Annotated in this window: 32 protein-coding genes, 1 rRNA gene, 1 pseudogene and 1 other annotated feature; of the genes and pseudogenes, 25 read left to right on the forward strand and 9 right to left on the reverse strand. The window is 28.2% G+C overall.

Going from position 1 to position 26,348, the window contains the following annotated elements:
- Window positions 1-8 precede the first annotated feature (8 nt).
- Window positions 9-125, forward strand: a 5S ribosomal RNA gene (gene rrf, locus CS899_RS08760).
- Between the two features lie 244 nt (window positions 126-369).
- On the opposite strand, the gene CS899_RS10955 is transcribed toward rrf, so the two are convergent.
- The 3 genes from CS899_RS10955 to CS899_RS08770 all read right to left on the reverse strand — a co-directional run bounded on the left by CS899_RS10955 (window position 370) and on the right by CS899_RS08770 (window position 1,652).
- Window positions 370-612 (reverse strand): hypothetical protein, encoded by a 243-nt coding sequence (locus tag CS899_RS10955; protein WP_207204780.1) that lies wholly within the window; start codon window positions 610-612, stop codon window positions 370-372.
- On the reverse strand, window positions 613-750 hold the full coding sequence (locus tag CS899_RS10960) for an NAD(P)H-dependent oxidoreductase (RefSeq protein WP_207204781.1): 138 nt from the start codon (window positions 748-750) through the stop codon (window positions 613-615). It lies immediately after the preceding gene.
- Window positions 751-977: 227 nt separating this feature from the next.
- Entirely contained in the window at window positions 978-1,652 is a 675-nt protein-coding gene (locus CS899_RS08770; RefSeq protein WP_100065821.1) for an MgtC/SapB family protein, read from the reverse strand.
- Window positions 1,653-1,794: 142 nt separating this feature from the next.
- Between CS899_RS08770 and CS899_RS08775 the strand changes: the two genes are divergently transcribed.
- The 5 genes from CS899_RS08775 (at window position 1,795) to CS899_RS08795 (ending at window position 4,737) form a co-directional block, all read left to right on the forward strand.
- The gene (locus tag CS899_RS08775; RefSeq protein ID WP_100065822.1) at window positions 1,795-2,304 is read left to right on the forward strand and encodes an SH3 domain-containing protein; all 510 of its coding nucleotides are present in this window, start codon (window positions 1,795-1,797) and stop codon (window positions 2,302-2,304) included.
- 115 nt (window positions 2,305-2,419) lie between these two features.
- Window positions 2,420-2,701 (forward strand): DUF1637 domain-containing protein, encoded by a 282-nt coding sequence (locus CS899_RS08780; RefSeq protein WP_100065823.1) that lies wholly within the window; start codon window positions 2,420-2,422, stop codon window positions 2,699-2,701.
- Between the two features lie 115 nt (window positions 2,702-2,816).
- Window positions 2,817-3,146: a DUF6442 family protein gene (locus CS899_RS08785; RefSeq protein ID WP_100065824.1), complete on the forward strand. Its 330-nt coding sequence runs from the start codon at window positions 2,817-2,819 to the stop codon at window positions 3,144-3,146.
- Window positions 3,147-3,154: 8 nt separating this feature from the next.
- The gene (locus CS899_RS08790) at window positions 3,155-3,367 is read left to right on the forward strand and encodes a helix-turn-helix transcriptional regulator (RefSeq protein WP_100065825.1); all 213 of its coding nucleotides are present in this window, start codon (window positions 3,155-3,157) and stop codon (window positions 3,365-3,367) included.
- Between the two features lie 68 nt (window positions 3,368-3,435).
- Window positions 3,436-4,737, forward strand: a complete 1,302-nt coding sequence (locus CS899_RS08795) for a S41 family peptidase (protein ID WP_100065826.1) — start codon at window positions 3,436-3,438, stop codon at window positions 4,735-4,737.
- Window positions 4,738-4,836: 99 nt separating this feature from the next.
- Here CS899_RS08795 and CS899_RS08800 read toward each other — a convergent pair whose 3' ends face one another.
- On the reverse strand, window positions 4,837-5,475 hold the full coding sequence (locus tag CS899_RS08800) for an HAD family hydrolase (protein WP_100065827.1): 639 nt from the start codon (window positions 5,473-5,475) through the stop codon (window positions 4,837-4,839).
- Window positions 5,476-5,669: 194 nt separating this feature from the next.
- On the opposite strand from CS899_RS08800, the gene CS899_RS08805 reads away from it, so the two are divergent.
- The 3 genes from CS899_RS08805 to CS899_RS08815 are packed head-to-tail and all read left to right on the forward strand — an operon-like array spanning window position 5,670 to window position 7,248.
- Entirely contained in the window at window positions 5,670-6,107 is a 438-nt protein-coding gene (locus CS899_RS08805) for a hypothetical protein (RefSeq protein ID WP_100065967.1), read from the forward strand.
- Window positions 6,108-6,121: 14 nt separating this feature from the next.
- Window positions 6,122-6,754, forward strand: coding sequence for a TetR/AcrR family transcriptional regulator (locus CS899_RS08810; RefSeq protein WP_100065828.1), 633 nt, complete (start codon window positions 6,122-6,124; stop codon window positions 6,752-6,754).
- Window positions 6,751-7,248, forward strand: coding sequence for a flavodoxin domain-containing protein (locus CS899_RS08815; protein WP_100065829.1), 498 nt, complete (start codon window positions 6,751-6,753; stop codon window positions 7,246-7,248). The genes CS899_RS08810 and CS899_RS08815 overlap by 4 nt, the downstream gene beginning before the upstream one ends.
- Before the next feature lie 46 nt (window positions 7,249-7,294).
- Here the strand turns inward: CS899_RS08815 and CS899_RS08820 are convergent, their stop codons facing one another.
- On the reverse strand, window positions 7,295-8,743 hold the full coding sequence (locus CS899_RS08820; RefSeq protein WP_100065830.1) for a tryptophanase: 1,449 nt from the start codon (window positions 8,741-8,743) through the stop codon (window positions 7,295-7,297).
- A gap of 76 nt (window positions 8,744-8,819) precedes the next feature.
- Window positions 8,820-9,076, reverse strand: a binding site (T-box leader).
- 148 nt (window positions 9,077-9,224) lie between these two features.
- On the opposite strand from CS899_RS08820, the gene CS899_RS08825 reads away from it, so the two are divergent.
- The 5 genes and pseudogenes from CS899_RS08825 to CS899_RS08845 all read left to right on the forward strand — a co-directional run bounded on the left by CS899_RS08825 (window position 9,225) and on the right by CS899_RS08845 (window position 13,218).
- Window positions 9,225-9,431 (forward strand): hypothetical protein, encoded by a 207-nt coding sequence (locus CS899_RS08825; RefSeq protein ID WP_100065831.1) that lies wholly within the window; start codon window positions 9,225-9,227, stop codon window positions 9,429-9,431.
- Window positions 9,432-9,442: 11 nt separating this feature from the next.
- Window positions 9,443-11,032, forward strand: coding sequence for an ABC-F family ATP-binding cassette domain-containing protein (locus CS899_RS08830; protein ID WP_100065832.1), 1,590 nt, complete (start codon window positions 9,443-9,445; stop codon window positions 11,030-11,032).
- Window positions 11,033-11,676: 644 nt separating this feature from the next.
- Complete coding sequence (locus CS899_RS08835; protein ID WP_164995904.1) at window positions 11,677-12,399, forward strand: DUF554 domain-containing protein; 723 nt, start codon at window positions 11,677-11,679, stop codon at window positions 12,397-12,399.
- A 150-nt stretch (window positions 12,400-12,549) separates the two neighbouring features.
- A pseudogene (locus tag CS899_RS11030) lies at window positions 12,550-12,825 on the forward strand (class I SAM-dependent methyltransferase); the annotation flags it as partial.
- Between the two features lie 33 nt (window positions 12,826-12,858).
- Window positions 12,859-13,218 (forward strand): hypothetical protein, encoded by a 360-nt coding sequence (locus tag CS899_RS08845; RefSeq protein ID WP_242491902.1) that lies wholly within the window; start codon window positions 12,859-12,861, stop codon window positions 13,216-13,218.
- A gap of 19 nt (window positions 13,219-13,237) precedes the next feature.
- Here the strand turns inward: CS899_RS08845 and nudC are convergent, their stop codons facing one another.
- On the reverse strand, window positions 13,238-14,068 hold the full coding sequence (nudC, locus tag CS899_RS08850; protein ID WP_100065836.1) for an NAD(+) diphosphatase: 831 nt from the start codon (window positions 14,066-14,068) through the stop codon (window positions 13,238-13,240).
- A 118-nt stretch (window positions 14,069-14,186) separates the two neighbouring features.
- Between nudC and CS899_RS08855 the strand changes: the two genes are divergently transcribed.
- The 5 genes from CS899_RS08855 (at window position 14,187) to CS899_RS08875 (ending at window position 19,163) form a co-directional block, all read left to right on the forward strand.
- On the forward strand, window positions 14,187-14,831 hold the full coding sequence (locus CS899_RS08855; RefSeq protein WP_100065837.1) for a DUF998 domain-containing protein: 645 nt from the start codon (window positions 14,187-14,189) through the stop codon (window positions 14,829-14,831).
- Window positions 14,832-14,966: 135 nt separating this feature from the next.
- Window positions 14,967-15,989, forward strand: a complete 1,023-nt coding sequence (lplA, locus tag CS899_RS08860) for a lipoate--protein ligase (protein WP_100065838.1) — start codon at window positions 14,967-14,969, stop codon at window positions 15,987-15,989.
- A 10-nt stretch (window positions 15,990-15,999) separates the two neighbouring features.
- The gene (lplA, locus tag CS899_RS08865) at window positions 16,000-16,977 is read left to right on the forward strand and encodes a lipoate--protein ligase (protein WP_100065839.1); all 978 of its coding nucleotides are present in this window, start codon (window positions 16,000-16,002) and stop codon (window positions 16,975-16,977) included.
- A gap of 12 nt (window positions 16,978-16,989) precedes the next feature.
- Complete coding sequence (gene lipA, locus CS899_RS08870; RefSeq protein ID WP_100065840.1) at window positions 16,990-17,835, forward strand: lipoyl synthase; 846 nt, start codon at window positions 16,990-16,992, stop codon at window positions 17,833-17,835.
- 188 nt (window positions 17,836-18,023) lie between these two features.
- The gene (locus CS899_RS08875) at window positions 18,024-19,163 is read left to right on the forward strand and encodes a hypothetical protein (protein WP_100065841.1); all 1,140 of its coding nucleotides are present in this window, start codon (window positions 18,024-18,026) and stop codon (window positions 19,161-19,163) included.
- A 51-nt stretch (window positions 19,164-19,214) separates the two neighbouring features.
- Here CS899_RS08875 and CS899_RS08880 read toward each other — a convergent pair whose 3' ends face one another.
- Both CS899_RS08880 and CS899_RS08885 read right to left on the reverse strand, forming a co-directional pair.
- Complete coding sequence (locus tag CS899_RS08880; RefSeq protein ID WP_100065842.1) at window positions 19,215-19,565, reverse strand: DUF6572 domain-containing protein; 351 nt, start codon at window positions 19,563-19,565, stop codon at window positions 19,215-19,217.
- A gap of 64 nt (window positions 19,566-19,629) precedes the next feature.
- Window positions 19,630-19,971 carry a DUF6572 domain-containing protein gene (locus CS899_RS08885; RefSeq protein ID WP_100065843.1) on the reverse strand — a complete coding sequence of 114 codons (342 nt, stop codon included), beginning with the start codon at window positions 19,969-19,971 and terminating at the stop codon, window positions 19,630-19,632.
- A gap of 73 nt (window positions 19,972-20,044) precedes the next feature.
- Here CS899_RS08885 and CS899_RS08890 point away from each other — a divergent pair, with 73 nt between their 5' ends.
- From CS899_RS08890 to CS899_RS08915, 6 genes are all read left to right on the forward strand, one after another.
- Window positions 20,045-20,677 (forward strand): epoxyqueuosine reductase QueH, encoded by a 633-nt coding sequence (locus CS899_RS08890; protein WP_100065844.1) that lies wholly within the window; start codon window positions 20,045-20,047, stop codon window positions 20,675-20,677.
- 200 nt (window positions 20,678-20,877) lie between these two features.
- Window positions 20,878-22,038, forward strand: a complete 1,161-nt coding sequence (locus CS899_RS08895) for an SIS domain-containing protein (RefSeq protein WP_100065845.1) — start codon at window positions 20,878-20,880, stop codon at window positions 22,036-22,038.
- Between the two features lie 8 nt (window positions 22,039-22,046).
- Entirely contained in the window at window positions 22,047-23,198 is a 1,152-nt protein-coding gene (nagA, locus tag CS899_RS08900; protein ID WP_100065846.1) for an N-acetylglucosamine-6-phosphate deacetylase, read from the forward strand.
- A complete protein-coding gene (locus CS899_RS08905; RefSeq protein WP_100065847.1) occupies window positions 23,195-24,127 on the forward strand; it encodes a hexose kinase in 933 nt (310 codons plus the stop codon). The genes nagA and CS899_RS08905 overlap by 4 nt, the downstream gene beginning before the upstream one ends.
- A gap of 10 nt (window positions 24,128-24,137) precedes the next feature.
- The gene (gene lacD / locus CS899_RS08910) at window positions 24,138-25,118 is read left to right on the forward strand and encodes a tagatose-bisphosphate aldolase (RefSeq protein WP_100065848.1); all 981 of its coding nucleotides are present in this window, start codon (window positions 24,138-24,140) and stop codon (window positions 25,116-25,118) included.
- Window position 25,119: 1 nt separating this feature from the next.
- On the forward strand, window positions 25,120-25,848 hold the full coding sequence (locus CS899_RS08915) for a GntR family transcriptional regulator (RefSeq protein WP_100065849.1): 729 nt from the start codon (window positions 25,120-25,122) through the stop codon (window positions 25,846-25,848).
- 35 nt (window positions 25,849-25,883) lie between these two features.
- Here CS899_RS08915 and CS899_RS08920 read toward each other — a convergent pair whose 3' ends face one another.
- Window positions 25,884-26,306 carry a PTS sugar transporter subunit IIA domain-containing protein gene (locus CS899_RS08920; protein WP_100065850.1) on the reverse strand — a complete coding sequence of 141 codons (423 nt, stop codon included), beginning with the start codon at window positions 26,304-26,306 and terminating at the stop codon, window positions 25,884-25,886.
- Window positions 26,307-26,348: the final 42 nt, after the last annotated feature.

Here is a 26,348-nt window from a genome sequence, read left to right on the forward strand (position 1 = left end):
GGGCTTCATAGGGTGAAGATAGCGAAAGGGATACACCTGTACCCATCTCGAACACAGAAGTTAAGCCTTTCTACGCTGATGGTACTATGATGGCGACGTCATGGGAGAGTAGGTATTCGCCCAACAATTAAGTTCCCTGTACGATGATCGTATGGGGAATTTTTTATTGCATAAAATTATTAGAAGTATATACACAAAAAAACAAAGAGTTCTCTTTTACCCTTTGTTTTTATTTAAATTTTATTTTAGCTGTATAACATTATATCCATTTATTATCTATCCAGTGTTGAGTATCTTTTGAAGGTATGCTTTCTTTTTTCAATACTTGTTTATGTAATATTTTACTTATGTAGAAATATAATCTAACTTTTATATTTTTGTGTATTTTAGTTTTTGTATTTTATTCTTTATATTATTTCTACGCTTTAGACTTATTTTATCCCATTTTACTCCTTCTATTAAACCAAATCCTAATATTTTTATTCTTGAAACTCCAAGCCATGTAGGGCTAGTTTTAACATCTTTTTGAGCTGATTTATTTGGTGCACCTATACTTTGAATCAATATGATGGCAGTTTTATTAAACATTTTTTTATTTGGTCTATGAACCATCTAGTTATAAGCTAAATTATCAAGCAAAGATTTTACTTGTGCAGGAGCACGTAAAACATAAACAGGATATGCAAATATAATTAAATCAGATTCTAACATTTTGTTCCATATTGGTTGAACAAATTTACGTGGGAACACAGAAGTTCACTTTTATCAAAACATATTTTACAGCCATTACAAAAATATGGTAAATCTCTAGGAAGATAAAATTCAGTTATACTGTGTTCAGAGGTAAAGTTTTCCATTAGTAATTTTTTGATTTTATAAGTACATCCAATCACTTTAGTACCAGTGATAAGATTATATTCATATAAACTACTTTTAATTTTTTGTATACATAAAAAGCTAGGATAGCCCCAGCTTTATTACATTCTTATATTTTTTATTCCATCAATTTCTTTTAATTTATCATACATACTCCATTTATCGAAATTTTCAGGGTATGTTATTAGTACCTCTATATCTGTTTCACTCATATTTATTTTTTCTGATTCCAAATATACAATATGTATATTTAATTTTTCTAAGTACTGAATTAGATTTTCTAAGTTAAATAGTTTATTTGTTGTTGTTAAGTGAACTCTTTCTTCGTTAGAGAAGTTAAATTTGTATTTTAGTTTTCCTAGTGACCATTGGAGGATAACTACAAGTAAAGTACCTGCTATTCCAAGTAGTATCATACCTGTACCTATTGTCATTGCAATTATTGCAGTTGCCCAAACACCTGCCGCTGTTGTTAATCCACTTATATTATTATCTCTTCTAACGAATATTATTCCTGCACCGATAAAACCTATTCCGGAAACTACTTGGGCTGCTATTCTAGTAGGGTCTACACTGTTATATTCTTGGAATCCATATTCAGATAAAATCATACAAAGACAAGATCCAAGAGCTACAACTCCATGGGTTCTTGTTCCAGCGTCTTTATTTTTTGTTTCTCTTTCCATTCCTATAATAAATCCACAGATTATTGCAATAATTAACCTAATAATATAAATTAAGTCGCTATTGTATACAAAATCTATAAAATCTCCCATATAATCCACCCTTTCAGTAAATATATTTTTAGTATATACTTAAAAGCTATAAAAGTACAAATTTTATTAAAGTAATTATTTTTAAAATATGTTAAGATACAGTATAATAAATAGTAAGGTAATTTAAGAATGGGGAAACATAATGAAAGATAACATGAAAGACAATCAAAATACTGATAAAATAGATATGTCTGAGATTAATCTTAGATACAGAGAAGAAGAAGCTAAAAAAAAGGAGCCAAGCCAAGAAAAGGAAGTTAAGAAAAAAACAAATGTAACTCCTATTATGGTTTTTGTCGTAACTATATTAATAGCTTTGGTAATTGGATTAGCGTACATTACTATTGCAAATAATAAAGATTTGAATAACAAACTAAAGCAATTAATGAAAACTACGGAAGAAACAAAACCAGAAGAAACAGAACCTCCTACAGAAGAAACAACAGAAAGTACAAAAGAGTTACAAGAATCTGAAAAGAAAACTGGTAAGCTTATTCAAGATTTGAACTTTAGATCTGGTCCAGGATATGATTATGATGTAATAGGAACTATACCTGCAGGAACAGAGGTAACAGGTTATAAAGATAGAGGATGGTTGAAAATTGAGTACAATGGACAAACAGGATATATTGGTCCTCAATATTTAGAATAGTATTTAAAAAGTGGCAATTAGCCACTTTTTTTATTGAAATTATTTGTGATATTTGCAACTGATATATTTTTAGAAGTATTGTATTATTTTATTAAAGATAAGTTAGGAGGAAAATATGTTAGGTACAGTTAAAAGTGAAATAGGAGTTATTTTTGAGAAAGACAAATATAAAGTTGTAAGAAAATCAGGTAAAGCTGGAGATACTATTCCAAAGCATAGTCATGAAGGTGAAGAAATAGTATTTTCTGTTATATGTGGAAAAGTTGAAGTAGAATTAGCAGGTAAAGAAAAATATGAATTAAATTGTTGTGATGTCCTAAATTTTGATGGAACAAACAGTATTTCTGCTAAGTTTATTGAAGATTCAGAAGTAGTAATAACTTTAATTAAAAAATAATATTAAAGAGCATCTAGTATAGGTGCTCTTTTCTATTGCTTTTATACACTTGACAAGTAAACTTGTCGAGTATATAATTAAATTGCAAAGATAACTTGGCACAAGGAGGAAGAAGATGAATAAAGAAAAAATATTAGAAAAAAGTAGAAAAGAAAGAAATACAGAATATGAAGAAAAAGTTTATCAAAAAGGTTATGGGTATGGAATAGCTTTAACATTAGTGCTTTGTTTAATTTTTATGCTTAGTAAAATAATAGTTTCAGATATACGAGGATTAAAAGAAGTACTTCCATTTTTCGATATAGTTATTATAGGAGCTACTATAAGTTCATTTAATAGTTTATATTTATATAGTAAGTTAAAGGATAAAAAATTTCTATTTCTAGGATTATTTTTAATACCATTTATTATTGCTTTTACTTACAAGTATATAATTACAATTTAAGGTTAAATATGAGAAATGAAGAACTTATTTTAAAAAATAGACTAAAAGAAGCAAGAGTTGAAAAGAAATTGTCCCAAAGAGAATTGTCAGAACTTGTAGGAGTTTCTAGAAATACAATTAGCTCAATAGAAACAGGACAATTCAATCCTACGGCAAAACTTGCTTTGGTACTTTGCATAGCTTTAGATAAAAAATTTGAAGAATTGTTTTACTTTGATTAGAGTGCTAAAAATGGCACTCTTTTTTTATGTTAGAATTATATATAATATATAAACTATGAGGAAGTGAAATGATAAAAAAGCATAAGAAATTAATTTTAGGTATTATTATAATTTTAATAGCTGTAATAGCAGGGGTATTTTATTTTTTAGGAGATAATAGCAATTATAAATTTAAAGAAATAGAGCCTATTTCAGAACTTACAAAAGAAGACTACATAGAGGATTTTGAATATGCCTTTAATACTTTAAAAAATTATTATCCATTCTTTGAAGTAAATAAAGAAGTTAATGGAATAGATTGGGTAGGAAATTATGAAAAATATAAAGAAAAAATAGAAAATGTTAATACTGATACAGAATTTTATGTTGCTATGGGTGAAATATTAGAGGATTTAAATAACGGACATACTCATATGATACCAGAAGAAATGGGAATAGATATTGCTTATATTTATTCATCTTATCCTAGGTTAGACTGGAGGTCAAATATATTTAACCTTTTTAAAGAAAGTAATGTACAAGCTAGGTATAATATTACAAATGAAACTTTTGGAAAATTTAAGGAAAAACAAAATAAAGAGTACGATACTACAGAAGAAGAAAACCTTAGTATGGGAATATTAAATGGTGACATTGGATATATTGGTATAAAGTCTATGGCAACTCCAAATGAAGAAAGTAAGAAATTTTTAAAAGACAAAGAAAATTTAGAGAAGTTTTTAATAAAAAACGAAAAATCTAAAGCTTTAATAATAGATATTAGAAATAATGGAGGAGGAGCTTCTAGGTATTGGTCAGATTTTATACTGCCTATGGTTATAGACAAAGAATACTTAAATCCTGAATATAGCTTTTTTAAAAGTGGAGATTTATTAAACAAGGCTATATTTAATAGTGGGGCTAAAAAGATAGATTATGATAAACTTGAAGATTTTCCTAAAAAAACTTTAGATATAGTTAAAAAGTTTGATAAATTTTCTAAATGGGAAGATACAGTAGAGCCAAATGAAAATTCAATTAAATTTAAAGGCAATATTTACTTATTAGTTAACAAAAAAGTATATAGTTCTTCTGAAAAACTAGCAACTTTTTCTAAAGAGTCTGGTTTTGCGACGTTAATTGGAGAACAAACTGGTGGAGATGGAATAGGTTCAGACCCCATGGTAATAGCACTTCCGAAAACAGGATATCTTTTAAGGTTTCCTAAACAGCTTGGAGTTACAGGTAAGGGAAGTATTAATGAAAAAGACAAAACTTTACCAGACTATAAAATAGAAGACTCTAATAAAAAATTAGAAATTAAGAATGGAAAAGTAGATATAAACGGGGATAAAGTTTTAGAGAAAGTAATAGACTTAGAAAAGAAATAATAATTTAGAGATTTAAATATTTAAAATAAATTGAACTATTAGCATTATAAAATTTATGATATAGAAAAACAACCTTAAAATAACTAAGGTTGTTTTATTTTAAATTATTTTAAGTGGTAAATTTAATATATCTTTAGGAGTTTTTAAATGAAAATCTACATTGTTAAATACAATAGATTCTAAAGCTCCCCACTTAGCTAGCCCAAAAGATATACCACACGCTTTTGCACTTTTCATATCGTATAGTGAATCTCCAATATAGATAGTTTCTTCTATATTTGCACCTAAATCATCAATAGCTTTTTGTATTGGTTCAGGGTTTGGTTTGTGAAGTTTTGTATCAGAAGCAGTTACTTGAATTTTAAAGTGGTGATTAAGTTTAAAAATATCAAACTCATTTTTCATTTCTTCTTTAGTTTTTGAAGTAACAACACCTAAAGTAATGTTTCTAGAATTTAAAGCTTGAAGCACTTCAGTAATTTGAGGGAAAATAGTTGCGTGTTTAGAAAATAATAGAACATTTTCACTCCATTTTTCTAAAAGGTAATTTAGTTCTCTTTTATTTTTAGTAAATTTTTCTAGAGCTTCTCTTCCGGGTATTCCTAAAATATAATTTAATTCTTTTATTGAAACAGATAATTCTTTTTCTTCTAATAGAGTTTTTTGCAGAGATTTAGTCATTACATATTCTGTATCAATAATAGTTCCATCTATATCGAATAATATTGTTTTAAACATAGAGTTTCTCCTATAAATGAATTATTTTTAAGTATAAATAGGTTAATCTTTATTTAAAAATACACTAAAATTAAGAAAATGTAAAATTGAAAAATATAAGCAAGATTTAATATTACTTGACAAGGAAACGTATGTTAGCTAAAATAGAACAAAGAGAACGAATGATAGCTAAATTTCAAATAAAGGAGCTTAAAATGAAATTATACTTTGGAAATAGAGATACATTAATTAGTAGTATTATTTTAATAATAAATACTTGTTATATGTTATGGGGATATATAAATAGATTTAAGATTAATAGGTGGGGTATTGCAATAATTTTATTTTTGTTAATAAATGGATTGTTTTGGTACTTTGCAAATATTAGAGATTTATACAGTAATTCAATAGTCCATGCAATAGACAAAAGTGTAGATAATGGACTATTTTCTGTTGGTAGTATTCAATCGATAGTATTTTGGATAGGAATGATTGCTATTTGGATATTAGGGATAATTTCAATTTTTAAAGTTGAGTATCGTCAAAGTATTTTTACTATTATGATTTTTATTGGATTTATTCAAATATCTTTTATTGAAATTTCAAGAATTATATTATTTTTTTCATCACCTAATTATTTTGATTATTTATAAGAAAGAGGAAAATTATGACGAAAAGAAATACTAAAGAAATTATTTTAATTGAATCATTAAATTTATTTGCAAGGAAAGGCTATGATGGTGTAAGCGTTAGAGATATTGCAGGAAAAGTAGGAATTAAACAAAGTTCACTGTATAAACATTACAAAAACAAACAAGATATTTTTGACAATATAGTTTTAAAAATGGAGGAAAAATTTAATGATATATCTAAAACATTAGAATTACCAGAGGGGGATATTAATGAGATTGCTAGGAAATATGGCGGAAGTGGAATAGATATATTAAAAAAAATTAGTAGAAATATATTTGTATATTATTTAAAAGATAGTTATGCTTCTAAATTTAGGAAAATGCTTAATATAGAAAAATATAAAAATAAGGATATAGAACAAATTTATAGGAAAGTTTATATTGATATACCAATATCTTATCAAAAAGAATTATTTAATGAAATGATATTTCAGGGATTTATGAAAGACTTTGATTCAAAAATCATGGCTTTACAATTTTATGCACCTATTTTTACCTTATTAAATAAATATGACGGTATAGTTGAGAAAGAAGATGAAGCATTAACCATATTAGATAAGCACATAGAACAATTTGATAAACTTTATAGAAAGGAAAAAATAAATTGAAAACTATTATTGTATATGGAACTAAATACGGTTGTACTAAAAAATGTGCGGAAATATTAACGGGTTATTTAGAGGGAGATATTGATATTGTTCGTATAAAGAATGAAAAAATTGATTTAGAAAAATATGATAATGTTATTATTGGCGGGTCTGTTTATATGGGAAAGATTCAAAAAGAAATTATGAGGTTTTGTAAAAAATATAAAGGAAAATTAATGAATAAGAAAGTTGGAATATTTATATCTTGTTATACTTCGAATGATGAAGAAGGATTTATGGAATCACTATTTTCAAAAGAGTTGTTAGAGCATGCTTGCATAGTAACAACAGTAGGTGGCGAAATGGATTATGATAAAATGAATTTTGTATATAGAAAAATGTTTCAGTCATTAAAAAAGATAGACGGATTTAATGAAGAATTTAAAGAACCAGAACTTAGAATACTAGATATTAAGAAAGTAGCAAAAGCAATAAATAAAAGAGCATCTAAATAAATACTCTTTTATTTATACAAATTTTACCATTGTAGAACTAAGTTTATTATAAACTATCACCAAAATCTTCCCTGAATTTTTTTGTTAATTTTTTAGTCCAATCGGATACTGGTTCTAATTGACCTATAAAAAATCTTAAAGTTTCAGGTTCATCAACAAACCTAAGTCCTTCTATTAAATCTCTGTTTTTGTATAGCCATACAATTCTATCTACTGCGTATTTTACTTGAGAAAGTGTAAATACCCTTCTAGGTAGAGCTAGTCTTACTAACTCCATTGATGAAAGTTGTTCTGTCCCATCTGGGTTTCTTTGCTCAGAAAGAGTTCCTCTTTCCATTCCTCTTATTCCGCCAGCTATATAAAGTGCTGCTGCCAGTGCTCCAGCTGGGTATTGTGTTTGTGGGATATGTGGTACAAAGTCAGCTGCATTTATATGACAACCAAGTCCTCCAGCAGGAGTAACTACAGGAATGCCATGTTTTTGTAATTCGTCACTCATGTATTTTATGAATATTGGTCCTTGAGAAATTATATCCATATCCATTGTTTCATCTAATCCAACAACAATAGCTTCCATTTCTCTTACGCTCATTCCTCCGTAAGTTAGAAAACCTTCAAATAGTGGAATTAACTCTCTCATTTTCATAAAGTTCTCAGTACTTCTAATGCAAATACCGCCACCTCGACCAAATCCTAATTTACGAGCTGAGAAGTAAATTATATCCATTAAACTAGAAAGTTCTTCTGTTATTTCTTTAATAGACATATTCTTACAGCTTTCTTCTCTAGTTTTTATAAAGTATAAATTATCTTGTAAAAGACTTGCATCTAATACTGTAGGTATACAAAACTCTTTTGCGATTGCACAAACTTCTCTTGCATTTTCTAAAGAGAAAGGTTGTCCTCCGATTAAGTTTGTACCTGCTTCAATTCTTATAAAAGGTATATTGTCAGCACCTTCTTCTACTATTAATTTACGTAATTTATCTGTGTCAAAATTCCCCTTAAATGGGTGATCACTTGTGATTTTTAATCCTTCGTCAATGACTAATTCCTCGACTCTACCGCCAAGTCTGGTTATATGAGCTTTTGGTGTAGTAAAGTGAAAGTTCATAGGTATAACATTACCAGGTTTAACGAATACTTCAGCAAGTATATTTTCACATGCTCTACCTTGGTGAGCAGGTAAGAAGTATTTCATTCCAAAAATTTCTCTTACTTTATCTTCAAGTCTAGTAAATGTTGCACTACCAGCGTAGCTATCATCTGCTATGAACATGCTTGCTTGTTGACGATCACTCATTGCGTTAACACCACTATCTGTAAGCATGTCCATAAAAACATCTTTATTTTGCAATAAGAATGTATTAAAGCCTGCTTTTTCAATAGCTTCTTTTCTTTCTTCTACAGTTGGTAAGTTTAGCTTCTGTACAATACGCACTTTGTGCATCTCTAAAGGTACATTCTCTCCAGTAAAAAATTTAATATTTGCCATAATTTCCTCCAAATTTTGTATTATACTTGGCTTTTATAAGAAGATGGAAATAAAAAAAGCACCCGTCCTCTTACAATAAGAGGACGAGAGCCATAATCCCGTGTTACCACCTCAGTTTGTCAGTTCCTCACGGTAACTGACCTTTTCGGGTGCGATATGTAAAAACATATGACATCCTATCACTATAACGGGTGAATCCGTTCCAGCCTACTAATAGTTTCAGTGGAAGTTAACAAAATGTATTCGTTGTTATATTTAGTACGTTATCTTACAGCGACCGATAACTCTCTGAAGTACAAATATAGAACTACTTGTTTTTGTTAATAACTTTAGTATGAATTTCTATTCAGTTTATCATATTAACGCAATAGTGTCAAATGATAATATAAATAAAAAATTCTTTGAATGAAAATAGTAGAATTTGATTAATCGTACTAAAGAGGATAAAATATTAAGGCAAGAAAGAATAAAGAGGTAAGAAATGGTAGATAATGTATTACTTAAAATTATTCAAATATTGATTTTAATAGCTGGATTATTCCTTTTGGGAATATTATTTTATAATATTATATTTTTAAAATTAACTATAGAATCTAGGATTTTAAGGATAATAATTGGTATAATAGGATTGGCTATATGGACTAGGTTTTTGGTATATGTAATAAGAAAATTTAAAAAATATTTTTAGAGGAGTAAATATTGATAAACGTAACGGATTTAAGTTTAAGCTTTCAAGGACAAAAGTTATTTGACGATGTAAATTTATCTTTTACAAAAGGTAATTGCTATGGCGTAATAGGTGCAAATGGTGCAGGTAAATCTACATTTTTAAAAATACTGGAAGGAAAATTAGAACCTGACACAGGTAGTGTGTCTATAGATAAAAATGAGAGAATGTCAGTGTTGGAGCAAGATCATAATAGATTTGACAATGAGATTGTTATAGATGTTGTAATGTCAGGAAATCCTAGACTTACAGAGATAATGAAAGAAAAAGATGCTCTATATGCTAAAGAAGATTTTTCTGAAGAAGATGGTATGAAAGCAGCAGCACTTGAAGAAGAATTTATGGAAATGAACGGCTGGGAAGCTGAGTCAGAAGCGGCAACACTTCTTCAAGGATTAAATATTTCTATAGATTTACATAGTAAATTTATGAGAGAATTATCAGGTAAAGAGAAAGTAAGAGTTCTTTTAGCAAAAGCTATTTTCGGGAAACCTGAAATTTTAATACTAGATGAGCCTACAAATGACTTAGATATAAAATCTATTTTATGGCTAGAAAATTTCTTGATAGATTATGAAGGTACTGTTATAGTAGTATCTCATGACAGGTATTTTTTGAATAATATTTGTACTCATATGGTGGATATAGATTTTAGAAAGATTAAAATATTTGTTGGAAATTATGACTTTTGGTATGAATCAAGTCAGTTAATGTCAAGACTTATGAAAGAGCAAAATAAGAAAAAAGAAGAAAAAGTTAAAGAATTGCAAAGTTTTATTCAAAGATTCTCAGCTAATAAGTCTAAGTCTAAGCAAGCTACTTCAAGAAGAAAGCTTTTAGAAAAAATTGAAGTTGAAGATATACAACCATCTACAAGAAGATATCCTTTTGTTGGTTTTGAAATGGACAGAGAAGCTGGAAATCAAATGTTATCTTTGGAAGGAATTTCTAAAACCATAGATGGAGTTAAGGTTTTAGACAATGTTACATTTAGAGTAAACAAAGATGATAAAATTGCTTTTATAGGTAATGAAATTTCAATAACTACTTTATTTAAAATAATAGTTGGAGAAATTGAACCAGACGAAGGTTCATATAAGTGGGGACAAACTATAACTTACTCATATTTTCCCAAAGATAATTCAAAATATTTTGACAATACAGGTCTAAATTTAATTGAATGGTTGGGACAATACTCAAAGGAACAATCGGAAATATATATAAGAGGATTTTTAGGCAGAATGTTATTTTCAGGAGATGATGCATTAAAACCGGCAGATAATTTATCTGGAGGCGAGAAAGTTAGAATGATGCTTTCGAGAATGATGATGTATGGAAGCAATATTTTGGTATTGGATCAGCCTACAAGTCATTTAGATTTAGAGTCAATAATTGCATTAAATAATGGATTAACTTCATTTAAAGGAAATATTTTATTTGCATCTCATGATACTGAATTTATAAATAGTATTGCAAATAGGATAATTCAGTTGGAAGGTAATATTGTAGAAGATAGGACTATGAACTATGAAGAGTTTATAGAAAGATTTATAGAAAATTAATTTGTAAAGATGAGATTAATATCTCATCTTTTTTTATAAAACTAGATAATAAAAAAACGAGATGTTAATCTCGTTTTTAAAAAGGAAGTTTGTATATGAAAAAAAGTTTATTAACTTTGAATATATAATACAAAAATTTTCTTAAAGAAACCTTAAAAAGTATAAAAATATTATTGTTAATATTAAAATATTTATAGACAATAAAAAACGAGACGTTAATCTCGTTTTTAAAAAGGAAGTTTGTATATGAAAAAAAGTTTATTAACTTTGAATATATAATACAAAAATTTTCTTAAAGAAACCTTAAAAAGTATAAAAATATTATTGTTAATATTAAAATATTTATAGACAATAAAAAACGAGACGTTAATCTCGTTTTTAAAAAGGAAGTTTGTATATGAAAAAAAGTTTATTAACTTTGAATACATAATACAAAATTTTTCTTAAAGTAATCTTAAAAATATAAAATTAATTATTATATTTTTACAGAATTTATTTTAAAGTAGCCTTCTAATAAATATTTTCGAAATTGTCAAAAGAAAACATCTGGTTTATAATAGAAACATTTAGATTTGGGTTGTATTTAGGTGAAGATTATTTAAATTATAAACAGAATGATTTTGTTATACGGGGGAAGTGAGGATTTGATAGGTTTAGGAACCATTGTAAATGGAATAGCTGTTATTATAGGTGGAGTTCTTGGTAATTTTTTTGGTAGAAGAATATCTAAAAATATGCAAGATATGTTAATTAAATCTATAGGAATAGCAATTATGTTCATAGGAATTTCAGGTACTTTACAACATATGCTAGTGATTCAAGATGGAAATATAGAAACCAGAGGAACTATGGTTTTGATAATATCTTTAATTTTAGGAAGCATTATTGGAGAGTATTTCAGAATAGAGAATAAATTCGTGAATATGGGTGAGTGGATTAAAAGAAAAACAAATCGAAATAAAGATAATTACTTTATAGATGGATTTGTAAATACTACTTTAATAGTTTGTGTCGGAGCTATGGGAATTGTAGGGGCTATTCAAGATGGAATTACAGGGAATGCAACAACTCTTTATACAAAAGCAATTTTAGACTTTGTGGTAGTTATTATAAATTCTTCTATTTTTGGAATAGGTTCTGCATTTGCTGCGATACCCTTGATAATATATCAAGGAAGTATTACTATAATTTCAAAAATAGCAGGGAATTTTATAAGTAATGCTCTAATAGATGATATTTCAATGGTTGGAGCGACTCTTATTTTCTGTATAGGAGTAAACTTAATATGGAATACAAAAATAAAAATTGGAAATATGCTTCCTGCTTTATTAATTACTATAATATGTTATATAATAGTAAGTATATAAAAAAATATATTGATTTTCATAATAAATGTTATAATCTTGAAGGGGATTTTCATGGAAAGTAATTGGGGTGAAAAAAACTATGTTAAATATTTTGAGTATTTAACTGAAAGTGGTAGTGAATTATTAGATATTATATTAATTAATGACAAAATGAAAGTTTTAGATTTAGGTTGTGGACCTGGAACTCTAACTAAGAAGATATATGATATGGGGGCTAAGGTAATAGGAGTAGATTCTGAACCGGATTTTTTTGATTTTGCAAAATCAAATTATCCAGAAGTATAATTTAGAAAGTTGTATTCTTTTGATTTTAAACTTGAAGAAAAAGTGGACATAGTGTTTTCAAACTACATACTTCATTGGGTAAAGAAAGAAGATCATAGTATATTACTTAAAAGTATTTTTGAGTCTTTAAAAGAGAACGGGGTTTTCATTTTTGAATTTGCGGGAAATGGGAATATGTCAAAAATACATAACGCCTTATCTACTATATTTAAAAAGTATGGGTTAATTTATAAAAATCCTTTTTATTATCCAACTTTGGGAGAGTATGCCTCTTTGTTAGAGAGTAGAGGATTTAAAGTGAAATTTGCCATGAAATTTGAAAGAGTGAGGGAATTAAAGGGAGAAAATAGTTTAGCAGATTGGATAGATATGTTCATATTTAAGCCTTTTGAAGGGATAGATAAAGATAAAAAAAATATGATAATAAATGAAGTTGTAGAATTACTGAGGGATGAATTGAAATATAGAGGTAACTGGTATGTAGACCATAGTATATTAAGAATATCTGCTAAAAAGCTTAAACAAAAAGGTTAATGATAATTCTTAACCTTTTTTAGTATCTATTACCTTTAAAAGCTTGAATCATTTCCGAGGTTAAGCTCAATGGGCTGTAATCTTCTTTTATTTCGTCTTTTTTTATCCATTTTGCCATGGATAATTCATTTTCATCTAATATAATTTCTACACTTCCGTCTAATTCACAAAAAAATCCAAATAAAAGAGAACCAGAGAAACTCCAAGGTTGGCTTTTATAATATTTTATATTTTTTACATTAAGTCCAACTTCTTCTTTTACTTCCCTCATAACTGTTTCTTCAATGCTTTCTCCTATTTCAGCATATCCAGCGACAAGAGCATAATTAGATAGTTTTCTGTGAGCGTATTTTGTAACTAATATTTTATCGTTATTTACTATAGCTACAATTACGGCAGGCGCTAAAAAAGGGTATCTTGTATCGTTGCAATTTGGACATACCATAGTTCTAGACTTTAAACTATGGTACATTTTAGTTCCGCATTTGCCACAGTATTTATTTTTTTCATACCATTTGTAAAGTTGATATCCTGTTATTCCAGCAAAAGATAAATGCTTAGGCGAAGAGTTTCTAAAAATAGAAATACTTTGAAAATTAAAGTCATCTAATAAAACTATTTTTTTCAATTCTATTAAAAAGTAATTTATACTATCAATTGTAAATAAAAATCTGTATTCAAATTTTAAGTCTTTATCTATTAATTCAGAAATCTTGGGAAAAGATATTAAATCACCATATTTTTTTAGTAACACGTCAGTATCTTTATATATTAAGGCAATATCTTCTTTCCTAGGTTCAATATTTCTATATTCATTTTTAAATGTATAGGGTCTAATCTCATTAATCATTTTATCACCAACTTATTAATATAATACCAGAAAAATTCATATATAGATGTGAAAATTTAGTATATATTTTTCTAATAGTCTAATATATAATAGATGTTGTATTTTATTAGGAGGAAAAATGTTTTTAAAAAAATATGGATTTTATTTTATGATTATTGCGATTTTAAGTGAGCTAATACTGCCATTTATTTTGGGGAGCTTTATTATAGATTTTAGTCATACAAAAACTTTAATTAGTAGGCTTGGAGAGGCAGAAGGAATCATAAAAATAATTTTTAAAATATGGGAAATTATAAATGGACTTTTATTTTTCATGTCTATACCAGCATTTTTTGAAAGGTTTAAAAAAGTTTCGGAAAAACTAGCTAAGTGCTTATGTTTTACAATTATACTTTTTGGACTGGGGGATTGTATTCTTACGGGACTATTTGATAGTTCCATGATGGATTTTGGATACATAAAAATAGGAAAATTAATTCACGGTTCGTCAGCATTCATAGCATATATTGGTATATTAGTTGGAGTTTTATTATTGATAAAACTTTATATGTTAGAAGGCAATAGAGATATGGCTATTGCTATAATGGTATTGTTTATTATCACTGGGGTCTTTATGCTTCTATTTGCTGCACCTAAAATATCTATGTTAAAGTCCATTACTATAAATTATAGAGGATTATGGCAAAAATTGGCATTGCTATTTGCTTTTTCACCATTTTTGCTAGTATCAATAAATGAAGTAATATCAAGAAAAATACAGTAATATAATATATTTAGTATTTAAGGGGAAATTATAATTGTTATAATTTTCTCTTTTCTTTTTGCAACTATAAGAGTGTGATATAATTTCTATGTTGGGAAAAAGTTTCCTAAATATTTTTTTGATAAAGGTGAAACAATGATAGTAATAGAAAATAATAATTTAGATCCAGCATATAATCATGCTTTAGAAGAATATCTTTTTAACAATTACGAAGATGATATTTTTATAATTTGGAGAAATAAACCTTGTATTTTACTAGGAAGAAATCAAAATATCTACAAAGAAGTAAATATTGATTATTGTATTGAAAACAATATGGATATAGTTAGAAGACTTTCAGGTGGTGGAACTATTTACTGTGATAAAGAAATTATTCAGTACACTTTCATTACAAAAGAAAGAGAAGGAAATTCGTTTGCGTACTTTACAAAACCTATTATAGATTCTTTAGCTAAACTTGGCTTAAATGGAGAATTTACAGGAAGAAATGATTTAATAATAGATGGAAAGAAGTTTTCAGGTAACGCACAGTATCACAATGGTGGCAAAGTTTTACATCACGGTTCCATTTTATATGGTGGAAATATGGAAAATATGAAGAATGCTCTTAGACCAAATCCACTAAAGTTTGTAGGTAAAAATGTTAATTCTGTAGCTGCAAGAGTAGGTATGCTAAAAGACGAAATGGATTTGTCTGTAACTGAGTTTATGGATCACATAACAGAAACTGTTTTGGAAGATTTTAATATAAAAGAAATAACTAAAATAAACGAAGTTATGGAAAGTGAAGTTCAAAAAATAAGAACAGAAAGATTTGCAAGCGATAGTTGGAATTATGGGAAAAGTCCTAGTTGTGGAATAAAACATTCTGTAAAACACGATTTTGGAATAGTTGAATATGGAATTGATTTAGCAGGTGGGGTTATAAACGACATAATAATAAATGGAGATTTCTTTGGAAAAGATGATATTAAGAAATTTTCTAGTAGATTGATAGGGTTAAAGTTTACGGAAAAAGATTTTAGAGAGGCTCTTTATACAAATAAAATATCGGACTATATAGATGGAATGACAACAGAAGTATTTATTGGTGATATATTTAATAGAGAAGAAATTGAAAAAAACAAGTTAATAATAGAAGATTCTAGTTGTAATTAAGGAGATAAATATGATAGTAGTAAAAAGTCCATATAATAGAATAGCTTACAATTTAGCTTTAGAAAACTATGTGTTTAACAATTATAGTGATGATATTTTTATGGTTTGGAGAAATAACCCTTGTGTTGTTATTGGAAGAAACCAAAATATTTATAAAGAGGTAAATATAAAATACTGTGACGATAACAATATAGATATAGTAAGAAGATTATCAGGTGGTGGAGCTGTTTTTCAAGATATGGAAGTAATTCAGTACAGTTTTATTACTAAGGAAAGAGAAGGAAATTCTTTTGAGTATTTTACAAAGCCAGTTTTAATAGCTTTAGAAAAACTTGGATTAAAGGGAGAATTTACAGGAAGAAATGATTTAGTTATAGATGGGAAAAAATTCTCTGGGAATGCTCAATACCATAGAAATGGGAAAGTTTTACATCACGGGACAATTCTTTTTGGCGGAAACTTAGAAATGTTAAAAAATGCATTAAAACCAAACCCTCTTAAATTTGTTGGTAAAAATGTTAAGTCTGTAGTATCTAGAGTTGGTAGGCTTAAAGATGAAATAGAATTAACTGCACCAGAATTTATGGATCATTTAAATGATACAGTAATGGAAGTTTTTGACATTGACCATATTACAGAAATAAATGATATTGAGAGAGAAAAAGTAGAAAATATAGTTGCTGAAAGATTTGGTAACGAATCTTGGAATTATGGAATGACTCCAAAATTTGAAATTAATGTAGAAGAAAAACACGATTTTGGAATAGTTGAATATGGAATCTCGCTAGATAAAGGTAAAGTTGCAAAGTTTTTGATTAATGGGGACTTTTTTGGAAATGACGAAGTAGATAAATTAACTGATAAATTCATAGGGTTAAATTTTAAAGAACAAGAATTTTCAAAGGTTTTAGAAACTGTAGATATAGATTTTTATATTAATGGAATGACAAATAAGATGTTTATAAACGATTTATTTAAGGAAAGATAGGGATGAGTTTTAATGAAATTAAAAAGAAAACCAGAATGGATGAAATTAAAAGTACAAGGTAGTAAAAGTGCAGCGGGTGTTAGACATTTACTTGATGATTTACACTTAAATACAGTATGTACCCATGCTAATTGTCCTAACAGAATGGAGTGTTATGAAAGAGGAACTGCTACTTTTATGATTTTAGGTAGCATATGTACAAGGAATTGTAGGTTCTGTGATGTAACTCATGGTAGACCAGATGCTGTTAATGAAGAAGAACCAAAAAATTTAGCTAAAGCAGTAGAAAGACTTAAACTTAAACATGCAGTAATTACATCAGTAGATAGAGATGATTTGGAAGATGGAGGAGCAACTCAATTTAAAAATGTAATTAAAGAAATAAGAGCATTAACTCCAGAAGTTACTGTTGAAGTTTTAATTCCAGACTTAAAAGGAAAAAAGGAACTTATGGATATAATATTTGATGAAAGACCAGATGTATTAAACCATAATATAGAAGTAGTTCCAGAGCTTTACAAAGATATAATGCCAGGTTCTAAATTTGAAAGAAGTTTAAGTGTTCTAGAGTATGCTAAAGAAAAGGGACTCGTTACTAAGACTGGTATTATGGTTGGACTTGGAGAAACAGAAGAACAAATGGTTAATACATTTAAAAGACTTAGAGAAGTTGACTGTAATATGTTAACAATAGGTCAGTATTTACAACCTTCTTTAGAACATGCTCAGTTAAAAGAATATGTTACTCCAGAACAGTTTAAAAAATATGAGGATATAGCATATGAGCTAGGATTTGCAAAAGTTGCATCAGGACCATTTGTAAGAAGTTCATACCATGCAGAAGCAATTAAATTATAAATTACAAAAGTGAGTATTTTCAATACTTGCTTTTTTGTTTGAAATGAAATAATAATATCTAAAATATAAAAAATAAATTGCATTATTTTAAAACGTAATAGATTTTATGATATAATTCTAAATAGAACTGTTTAAATTTGAACAACAATTAATATATAGATTTAAGAGAGAGGACTGAACAATGAACAATGAGAAATATTAGTCTTTATTTAAGAATAATATTTATGATAGGTATAACGGGTTTTGTACTATACTGGAGTGGGAGTAATTTTGCTTATAATTTTGCCTGCATAGTTTGCTTGGTTTTTTTATTAATAAATGCGGCGATATTACCTATAACTAGAAAAGAAAAAGCTATTCATGCGACCATATACACTATTATTATGGCGTTACAAATACCTTTAAATATACTTTTAATAAAAGTGTCAAAATATAATTACAATGTTTTTGTTTTATGTAAAATAGTAAGTGTACTACTTATACTATTCCCATTTTTCATAAAAAGAATTTTGTATCTTGTAGGATTAGATTATTTTGTATATTCGTTTTTTGATAAATGGTATGGTTTTATTTATGCACAGCTAATTTATGATAAGGAAGCTATTGCAGATAAGCTTGCTAGGGTGAAAAGAGCGGGTCAAATAATTACAAGAGAACAGCTAAATGCAATAATAAAAGATTTACCAAGACATAGTTCCTTTTCCTATATTAATAATGGAAGTTTATCAGATACATATTTTGAAAAAGCTTATTCTACTTTAGATGATGGCTATATTTATGTTGTAGTGTCTAAGTCAAAATCAGATGCAAGTGAACTTATAAGAGCTTTTACAAACAAAAAATACAATCATGTATCTTTATCTTTTGATGAAGAGTTGCATACTATAATTAGTTATAATGGAGGGGCAAATACATTTTCACCAGGACTTAACCCTGAAATGATATCGGATTTAGTTAGTAAGGAAGGAGCAGCTTCTGCTATATATAGATTAAAAGCTACTTCTGAACAAAAAAGGATAATTATAGATAAAGTTAAAGAAATAAATGAAGTAGGAAGTGCATATAATATTATAGGACTTATTACAGGATATACTCATAGATCAAATATTATGTTTTGTTCGCAATTTGTTTATATAATGTTGGAGCTAGCAAAGTTAAATTATTTTGAAAAAGACTTTAGAAAAGTTAGACCAACAGACTTTGTGGAATTAGATTATTATAGGCAACTTGAGTTTATGTTTGAAATAACGGCAGAAGAAGCAGAGTTTGCTTTCGAAAAATACAATAAAAAAGAAAAAGTTATAAAAGAACAAAAAGAAAGTATTTAAAATACTTTCTTTTTTTATTAAATAAACCTATTTAATATTATCTTAACAGCCTCAGCCACCGCTATTAGAATGGTCTTCTATTGCAACTATGACTTTAATATTATATTTAATTAAATCTCTATTTACCATATCTAAAAACTTCACTCCTAAATCTGAAGGGTGTGAGTTCATGTGAATATCAATAGTAAACTCGTCTAATTCTAAGTCGGGATAAGCATTTTTATATTGTTGTGTTTTAACATAATTAACATAAGCGTTGATTTTATTTTGCAAATGTTCAAGATGATCTTTTTCACTTTCTTCGTCCCAACTTAAATTATCATTAATAAGCATAATTAAATCTTTTTCATTATTGTTGTTAATACCAAGTCCATCAACTTGATAATAATCTATTATAGACATAAATACCTCCGTTAAATTTTATATTGTTATTAACTAAATAAACTATTTAGTATAATTAACATCCTCAGCAAGAGCCAGATACAGATGTAATTTTAATAACTATCTTTATATTATCAGATTCTAATTCTTTTTCTAGTTTTTTTATATACGATAGAGCATTTAAAGGTAATTTATAATCAGATTTAAACTCTATTGTAAAAGAAGTAAATTCTTTATTTTTAAACATCGATTCATATTTTTTGTTTTTTATATACTCGATGTAATAATCAAATTTATTTTTTAAATAGTAAATGTGAGTTTCTTCTATTTCTTTATTCCATATTAAAGGATCATTTATAATTAAGCCTAAATTGTCTTTGCTAGTTGAATTAAATCCGTCTACTAGGTAAATTTCACTTATTGACATTTTTCACCTCCTAAATGAGTTATTAATTTATATACCCCAGTTATGATACAATAATAAACTAGAAGGTGAAATAATGGAAAAAATAAATTATCAAAAAAAACTTGATAAAATAATAGATGAAATAGAAAAAAATAATGTGCCAAAACTTTTATTACACAGTTGCTGTGGACCTTGCTCTAGTTATGTGTTGGAGTATTTAAGCGATTATTTTGAAATAACTGTGTTCTATTATAATCCTAATATTTATCCAGAGGAAGAGTATTATATAAGATTACAGGAACAAAGAGATGTTATAGATAAGATAGAGGCTAGGTATCCCATTAAATTAATAGAAGGCAAGTACGATTTAAAAATCTATTATGATGCAATTAAGGGATATGAAAAACTTGGGGAAGGGACAGAAAGGTGCTTTAATTGTTATGAGTTTAGAATGAGAGAAGCTGCCATTTTATGTAAGAAGTTTAATATGGATTATTTTACGACAACTTTAAGCATAAGCCCTTATAAGAATGCATCAAAGATAAATGAAATAGGTGAAAATATAGAAAAAGAGTTTGGGGTAAAGCATTTGCCGTCAGATTTTAAGAAAAAAGGCGGATACCAAAGGTCTATTCAATTATCGAAGGATTGGAATTTATATAGACAAGATTATTGTGGATGCATTTTTTCTAAAAGAGAAGCAGAAAATAGGCTGAAAAATGAATAAAATTTAATAAAAAAAGAAGATATATTTGTATATATCTTCTTTTTTTAAACTGGTATCTAAAAATAAGTGTTCAGATTTCAACGATATTAATAACAAATAAAGAATAGGTATCCTAAATGGCTTATTTTCAACGTTTATTGATAATTGATATAAAAAGGGGTACAATTAAAACATAGATACCACTTTAAAAGGAGGAAATTATGTTTAACACAGATAAAAACATTTTAAAAGACAAGGGTGCTCTTATTACAGTTGAGGAAGTTGCACAACAACCAAAGCTTTGGGAGGAAACTTTAGAAATTTACAAATCAAATGAAGATAGAATAGAAAAATTTATAGATAAACTATCAAATGGAAAAGAAAAAGTTAGAGTTATATTTACAGGTGCTGGTACTTCAGCATATGTTGGAGACATAGCTTTTAAGCATTTAGCTTTGAAGAAAAATAGAAATCTAGTTTTTGAATCAATAGCAACTACTGACATAGTTTCAAATCCTTATTTATTTTTTGGAAAAGATACTACAACTGTTTTAGTTTCTTTTGCTAGAAGCGGAAATAGTCCAGAGAGTATCCAAGCAGTTAATTTAGCTAACCAATTAGTAGATGATATATATCACTTGGCAATTACTTGTGCAAAAGAAGGAAAGCTTGCTACCGACTTAAAAGATAAAGACAATGCACTAGTTTTACTAATGCCAGAAAAATCAAATGATAAGGGATTTGCTATGACGGGTTCTTTTACTTGCATGCTATTAACTAGTTTATTAATTTTTGACAATTCTTTAGATTTGGATAAAAAAGAAAAAAATATTGATTTAGCTATAAAGATGGGTAGAAATATTATTGATAGAGATGAAGAAATACAAAAAATCGTAGATTTAGATTTTAATAGAGTTGTATATTTAGGATCAGGAGTTTTTAATCCATTGACTAGAGAAGCTCAATTAAAGATATTAGAACTTACAGCGGGAGATATTACTACTTGCTTTGATTCTTCTATGGGATTTAGACATGGTCCTAAGTCATTTGTAAATGAAAAAACTTTGGTTTTCGATTTTGTTTCTACAAATGATTATACAAGAAAGTACGATATAGACATATTAAATGAAATCTATGAAAATAAAATTGCTGTTAATACAGTAGCTATAACTAAAGATAGTTTAAATGAACAATTTAGTGAGTTTTCATTTAATGAAAAAGAGGAATTAGAAGATGTTTATTTAGTATTTCCCTATATTATGATAGCTCAAACTATTGCAATAATGGCAAGTTTAAAAGTAAATAATAAGCCAGATACTCCGTCAGCAACTGGTACAGTAAATAGGGTAGTAAAAGGAGTAATTATTCACCCTTATAAATAGGAGTTAATATGTCAGAAGCATTATATTTAAAAGTAAAGGAAATATTTCTAAAAGATAGAACTGAAGAAAATAAAATAATTGAAATAGTTGATGGAAAAATAAAAGCATTTTTAGATGAGGTTCCAGTAGGTAAGAGATTTATGGACTACTCTGACTATATTGCAGCACCAGGATATGTAGATACTCATATTCACGGATATGGTGGACATGATATTATGGACGGTGAAAAAGAAAGTGTTTTGGAAATTTCCAAAGGTATAGTAAAAACGGGTATTACAACATTTTTGGCTACGACTTTGACAGCATCTCAAGAGGATTTAGATAAAGCTTGTAAAGTTGTAGGTGAAGTTTACAAAGATGTTAAGGGAGCTAAGATAGCTGGTATATTTTTAGAAGGCCCATTTTTTACTGAAAAATATAAAGGTGCTCAAAATCCTGAATATATGTCAGCACCAAATTATGAAAAATTGAAAAAATGGTATGATTTATCAAATGGAATTGTAAGAAAAATTGCAATAGCACCAGAATTAGAGGGAACTGAAGAATTTGTAAAAAAAGCAAAAGAGCTAGGTGTATATGTTGCATTAGGACATAGTGATGCAACATATGAAGAAGCATATGATGCTGTAATGGCAGGAGCTAGTATTTTTGTACACGTTTACAATGGTATGAGTCCACTACACCATAGAAAGCCTGGAATGGTTGGAGCAGCTTTATCTTTGAAAGATGTTTTTGCAGAATTAATTTGTGATGGTCACCATGTTCATCCAGCAGCAGCGAATATAGTTATGAAGGCTAGAGGAAAAGATGAAGTTGTTTTAATTACAGACTGTATGATGGCGGGAGGAATGCCTGAAGGAGAATATAAATTAGGAGATTTTGATGTTCATGTTAAAGATGGAACAGCAAGATTAGATAGTGGTTCTTTGGCAGGTTCTGTATTACGTTTAGAAGATGCAGTAAAAAATGTAATAAAGTGGGGCATAGCAACTCCTTTTGAAGCTGTTCAAATGGCAAGTCAAATACCTGCAAAATCTGTAGGTATAGATGATGAGGCTGGAATAATAGATATTGGAAGGTATGCTGACATAAATATAATGGATGATAGTGCATCAATTATAGCAACTTATATTAATGGGGAGTTAAAAGCAAGTAGATGATCTTAACGGTTACTTTGAATCCATCTGTTGATATATCTTATAAATTAGAAGAATTTTTAATAGATGATGTAAACAGATGTAAAGATGTTGTAAAAACAGCAGGTGGTAAAGGCTTAAATGTTGCAAGAGTTTTAAAACAGCTTGGAGAAGAAGTTAATACTACGGGTTTTCTTGGTGGATACACAGGTGAGTTTATAGAAACTGAACTAAAAAAATTAAATATTTTTACTAATTTTTATGAGATTAGTGGAAATACTAGAAATTGTATAGCGGTTTTACACGGGGGAAAACAGACGGAAATTTTAGAAGTTGGGGATATAGTTAAACAAAAGGAGCAAACAGAATTTTTAGAGCTTTTTAATAGTTTATTAAAAGAAAACTTAGTAGTTACTATATCTGGTTCTATGCCACAGGGAATAGAAAAAGACTATTATGAGAAGCTTTTACAAATTGCAAATGACAAAGATATAAAAGTTATTTTAGATACTTCTGGAGATAGTTTAAAGAATATAGTATTAAATAGTAATGTTAAACCTTACTGTATTAAGCCAAATGAAACTGAAATAAACCAAGTAGAAAACAAAGATTTTGAAGACAGAGAAGAATTAATTGAGTATTTGCGAAGTGATATTTTTAAAGGTATTGAGCTAATGGTTATAACTATGGGGTCAAGAGGAGCTTTAGTAAAATTTAAAGACGATTTTTACAGTGTAAACATTCCTAAAATAAAAGTTGTAAACCCTGTTGGCTCTGGGGATTCGACTGTGGCAGGAATAGCCTATGGTATAAACAAAAAATTAAATATAGAAGAGACTATCAAATATGGTATGGCTTGTGGAATTTTAAATACTATGGAAGAAAAAACTGGCTATATTGATGTAAGTAAAATTAAAGATATTAAAGATAAGGTTGAAGTCGTAAAATTATAGGAGGACTTTTTTGAAAAAGTTAACAGAGAACAAAAGAGAAGCATTAAATAGACTATCTAATGAGAATAAAGTTATAGCGGCATTAGCAATAGACCAAAGAGGTGCTATAAAGAAAATGATGGGTAAGATTGACCCACAAAAAGCTACAGAGCAAATGATAGTAGATTTTAAGATAGCCGTGTCTAAAGAACTAACTAAATATTCATCATCTATATTATTAGATCCTGAGTATGGGTTACCAGCTTCAAAAGAAAGAGATTCAAATTCTGGACTTTTAATAGCTTATGAAAAAACTGGATATGATGCAAATGAAGTTGGAAGATTACCAGATTTACTACCAATTTGGTCAGCTAAGAGATTAAAAGAAAATGGAGCAGATGCTGTAAAGATATTATTATACTATGATGTAGATGAAGGTGATGAAATTAATGAACAAAAACACGCTTTTATTGAAAGAGTAGGTTCTGAATGTATAGCAGAAGATATTCCGTTTTTCTTAGAGATAGTTTCTTATGATGCAAATATAGAAGATGCTAAGTCAAAAGAATATGCTAAAGTAAAGCCACATAAAGTAATAGAAGCTATGAGGTTATTCTCAGACGATAGATACAATGTTGATGTATTAAAAATGGAAGTTCCTGTGAATATGGACTTTGTTGAAGGATATGGAGAAGATGTTGTATACACTAGGGAAGAAGCTCTAAAATACTTTAAAGAACAAAGTGACTCGTCACATTTGCCATTTATATTTTTAAGTGCTGGAGTTACAGCAGAAATGTTCCAAGAAACTTTAAGATTTGCTAAAGAAGCAGGATCTACTTTTAATGGAGTTTTATGTGGTAGAGCTACTTGGGCAAAAGGAGTAGATGCTTTTATGGAGTCAGAAGAAGCGGGATACAAGTGGTTAGAAACTGAAGGTAGAAAAAATATAGAAGAATTAAATGCTGTTATTGATGTAACTGCATCACCTTGGACGGATAAATTAAGTTAAGATGAAACTAAAAAAGAAGGGGAAAATCCCCCTATATTCTCAGCTTGTAGATATCCTTGTATCTGAAATGGAACTTATGAAACCAGGAGATAAACTACCTTCTGAAAGGCAACTTTGCAGACTTTACGAATTAAGTAGAACTACTGTTAGACAAGCTATTTCAGAGCTTGAGCTTAATGGTTATATTGATAGGATTCACGGTAAGGGAACTTTTGTAAGTAACAAAGACAGTTCAAAACACAATCTTTCAGATTATTACAGTTTTACTGAACAGATGAAAATCATAGGGAAAACTCCAAAAACTACAGTGCTAGAATTTCACATTGAAAGATCAAATAAATTTGTAGCAAATAGGCTTGAAATAGGAGAGGGAGATAAAGTTATAAGGTTTGTTAGACTTAGAGAAGCAGATGACATTCCTATGATGTTAGAAACTACTTTTATTCCATACAATGATTTTAGTAGGATGACAAAGGCTATCTTAGATGAACTTCCACTATATGACATATATGAAGAAGTTTATGATAGAAAGATAAAACATGTAGAAGAAAGATTTTCTGCTTCAGTAATAGGGAAAGAAGAAAGTATAATTTTAAAAACAGATGTGGGTTCTCCTTGTTTAAAGATAAAAAGACTAAGCTATGATGGCAATGGGAAAATAATAGAATATACCATAAGTTTTGCCAGAGGAGACCAATTTGCATACAAAGTAGAATATGATAGTTATTAAAAAAACCTTTTGAGATTACTCAAAAGGTTTTTTTATTAAATTCCATCATCTGAATTGTCTGAACTAGATTCTTTTAATTCAAACAAACTAATGCCTTCTTTTCCAGCATCTATGATATTTTTTGTTAATTCATTAATATCATCTGTTGGATCAAATGCTGCAGTATAAAGCATTTGGAAGTTTGTTCCAGATAAAACTCTTACATTTTTAATATCTTGTGTTAAAAGCACTGATCTATTAAAAGGTGTTCCTCCTGCTAAATCAGTTAATATAATTATGTTATTATATGATTTTAAACTCTCTAAAGCTTCAGATAATTTTTTATCTAAACCATCATTTCCGTCGCCTTCTAAAAAGTCTACTATTTTTATGTTTTCCATTTCTCCAGCGATTAATTTTAAACCGCTATATAGCCCAGACGCAAAGTTGCCGTGAGCTGAAAAAATTACTCCTGTCATTATTCCTCCTTTAAAAACAAAAGGAAGCCTTGGCTTCCTTTA

The sequence above is a fragment of the Miniphocaeibacter massiliensis genome, from assembly GCF_900232905.1.
Taxonomy (GTDB): domain Bacteria; phylum Bacillota; class Clostridia; order Tissierellales; family Peptoniphilaceae; genus Miniphocaeibacter; species Miniphocaeibacter massiliensis.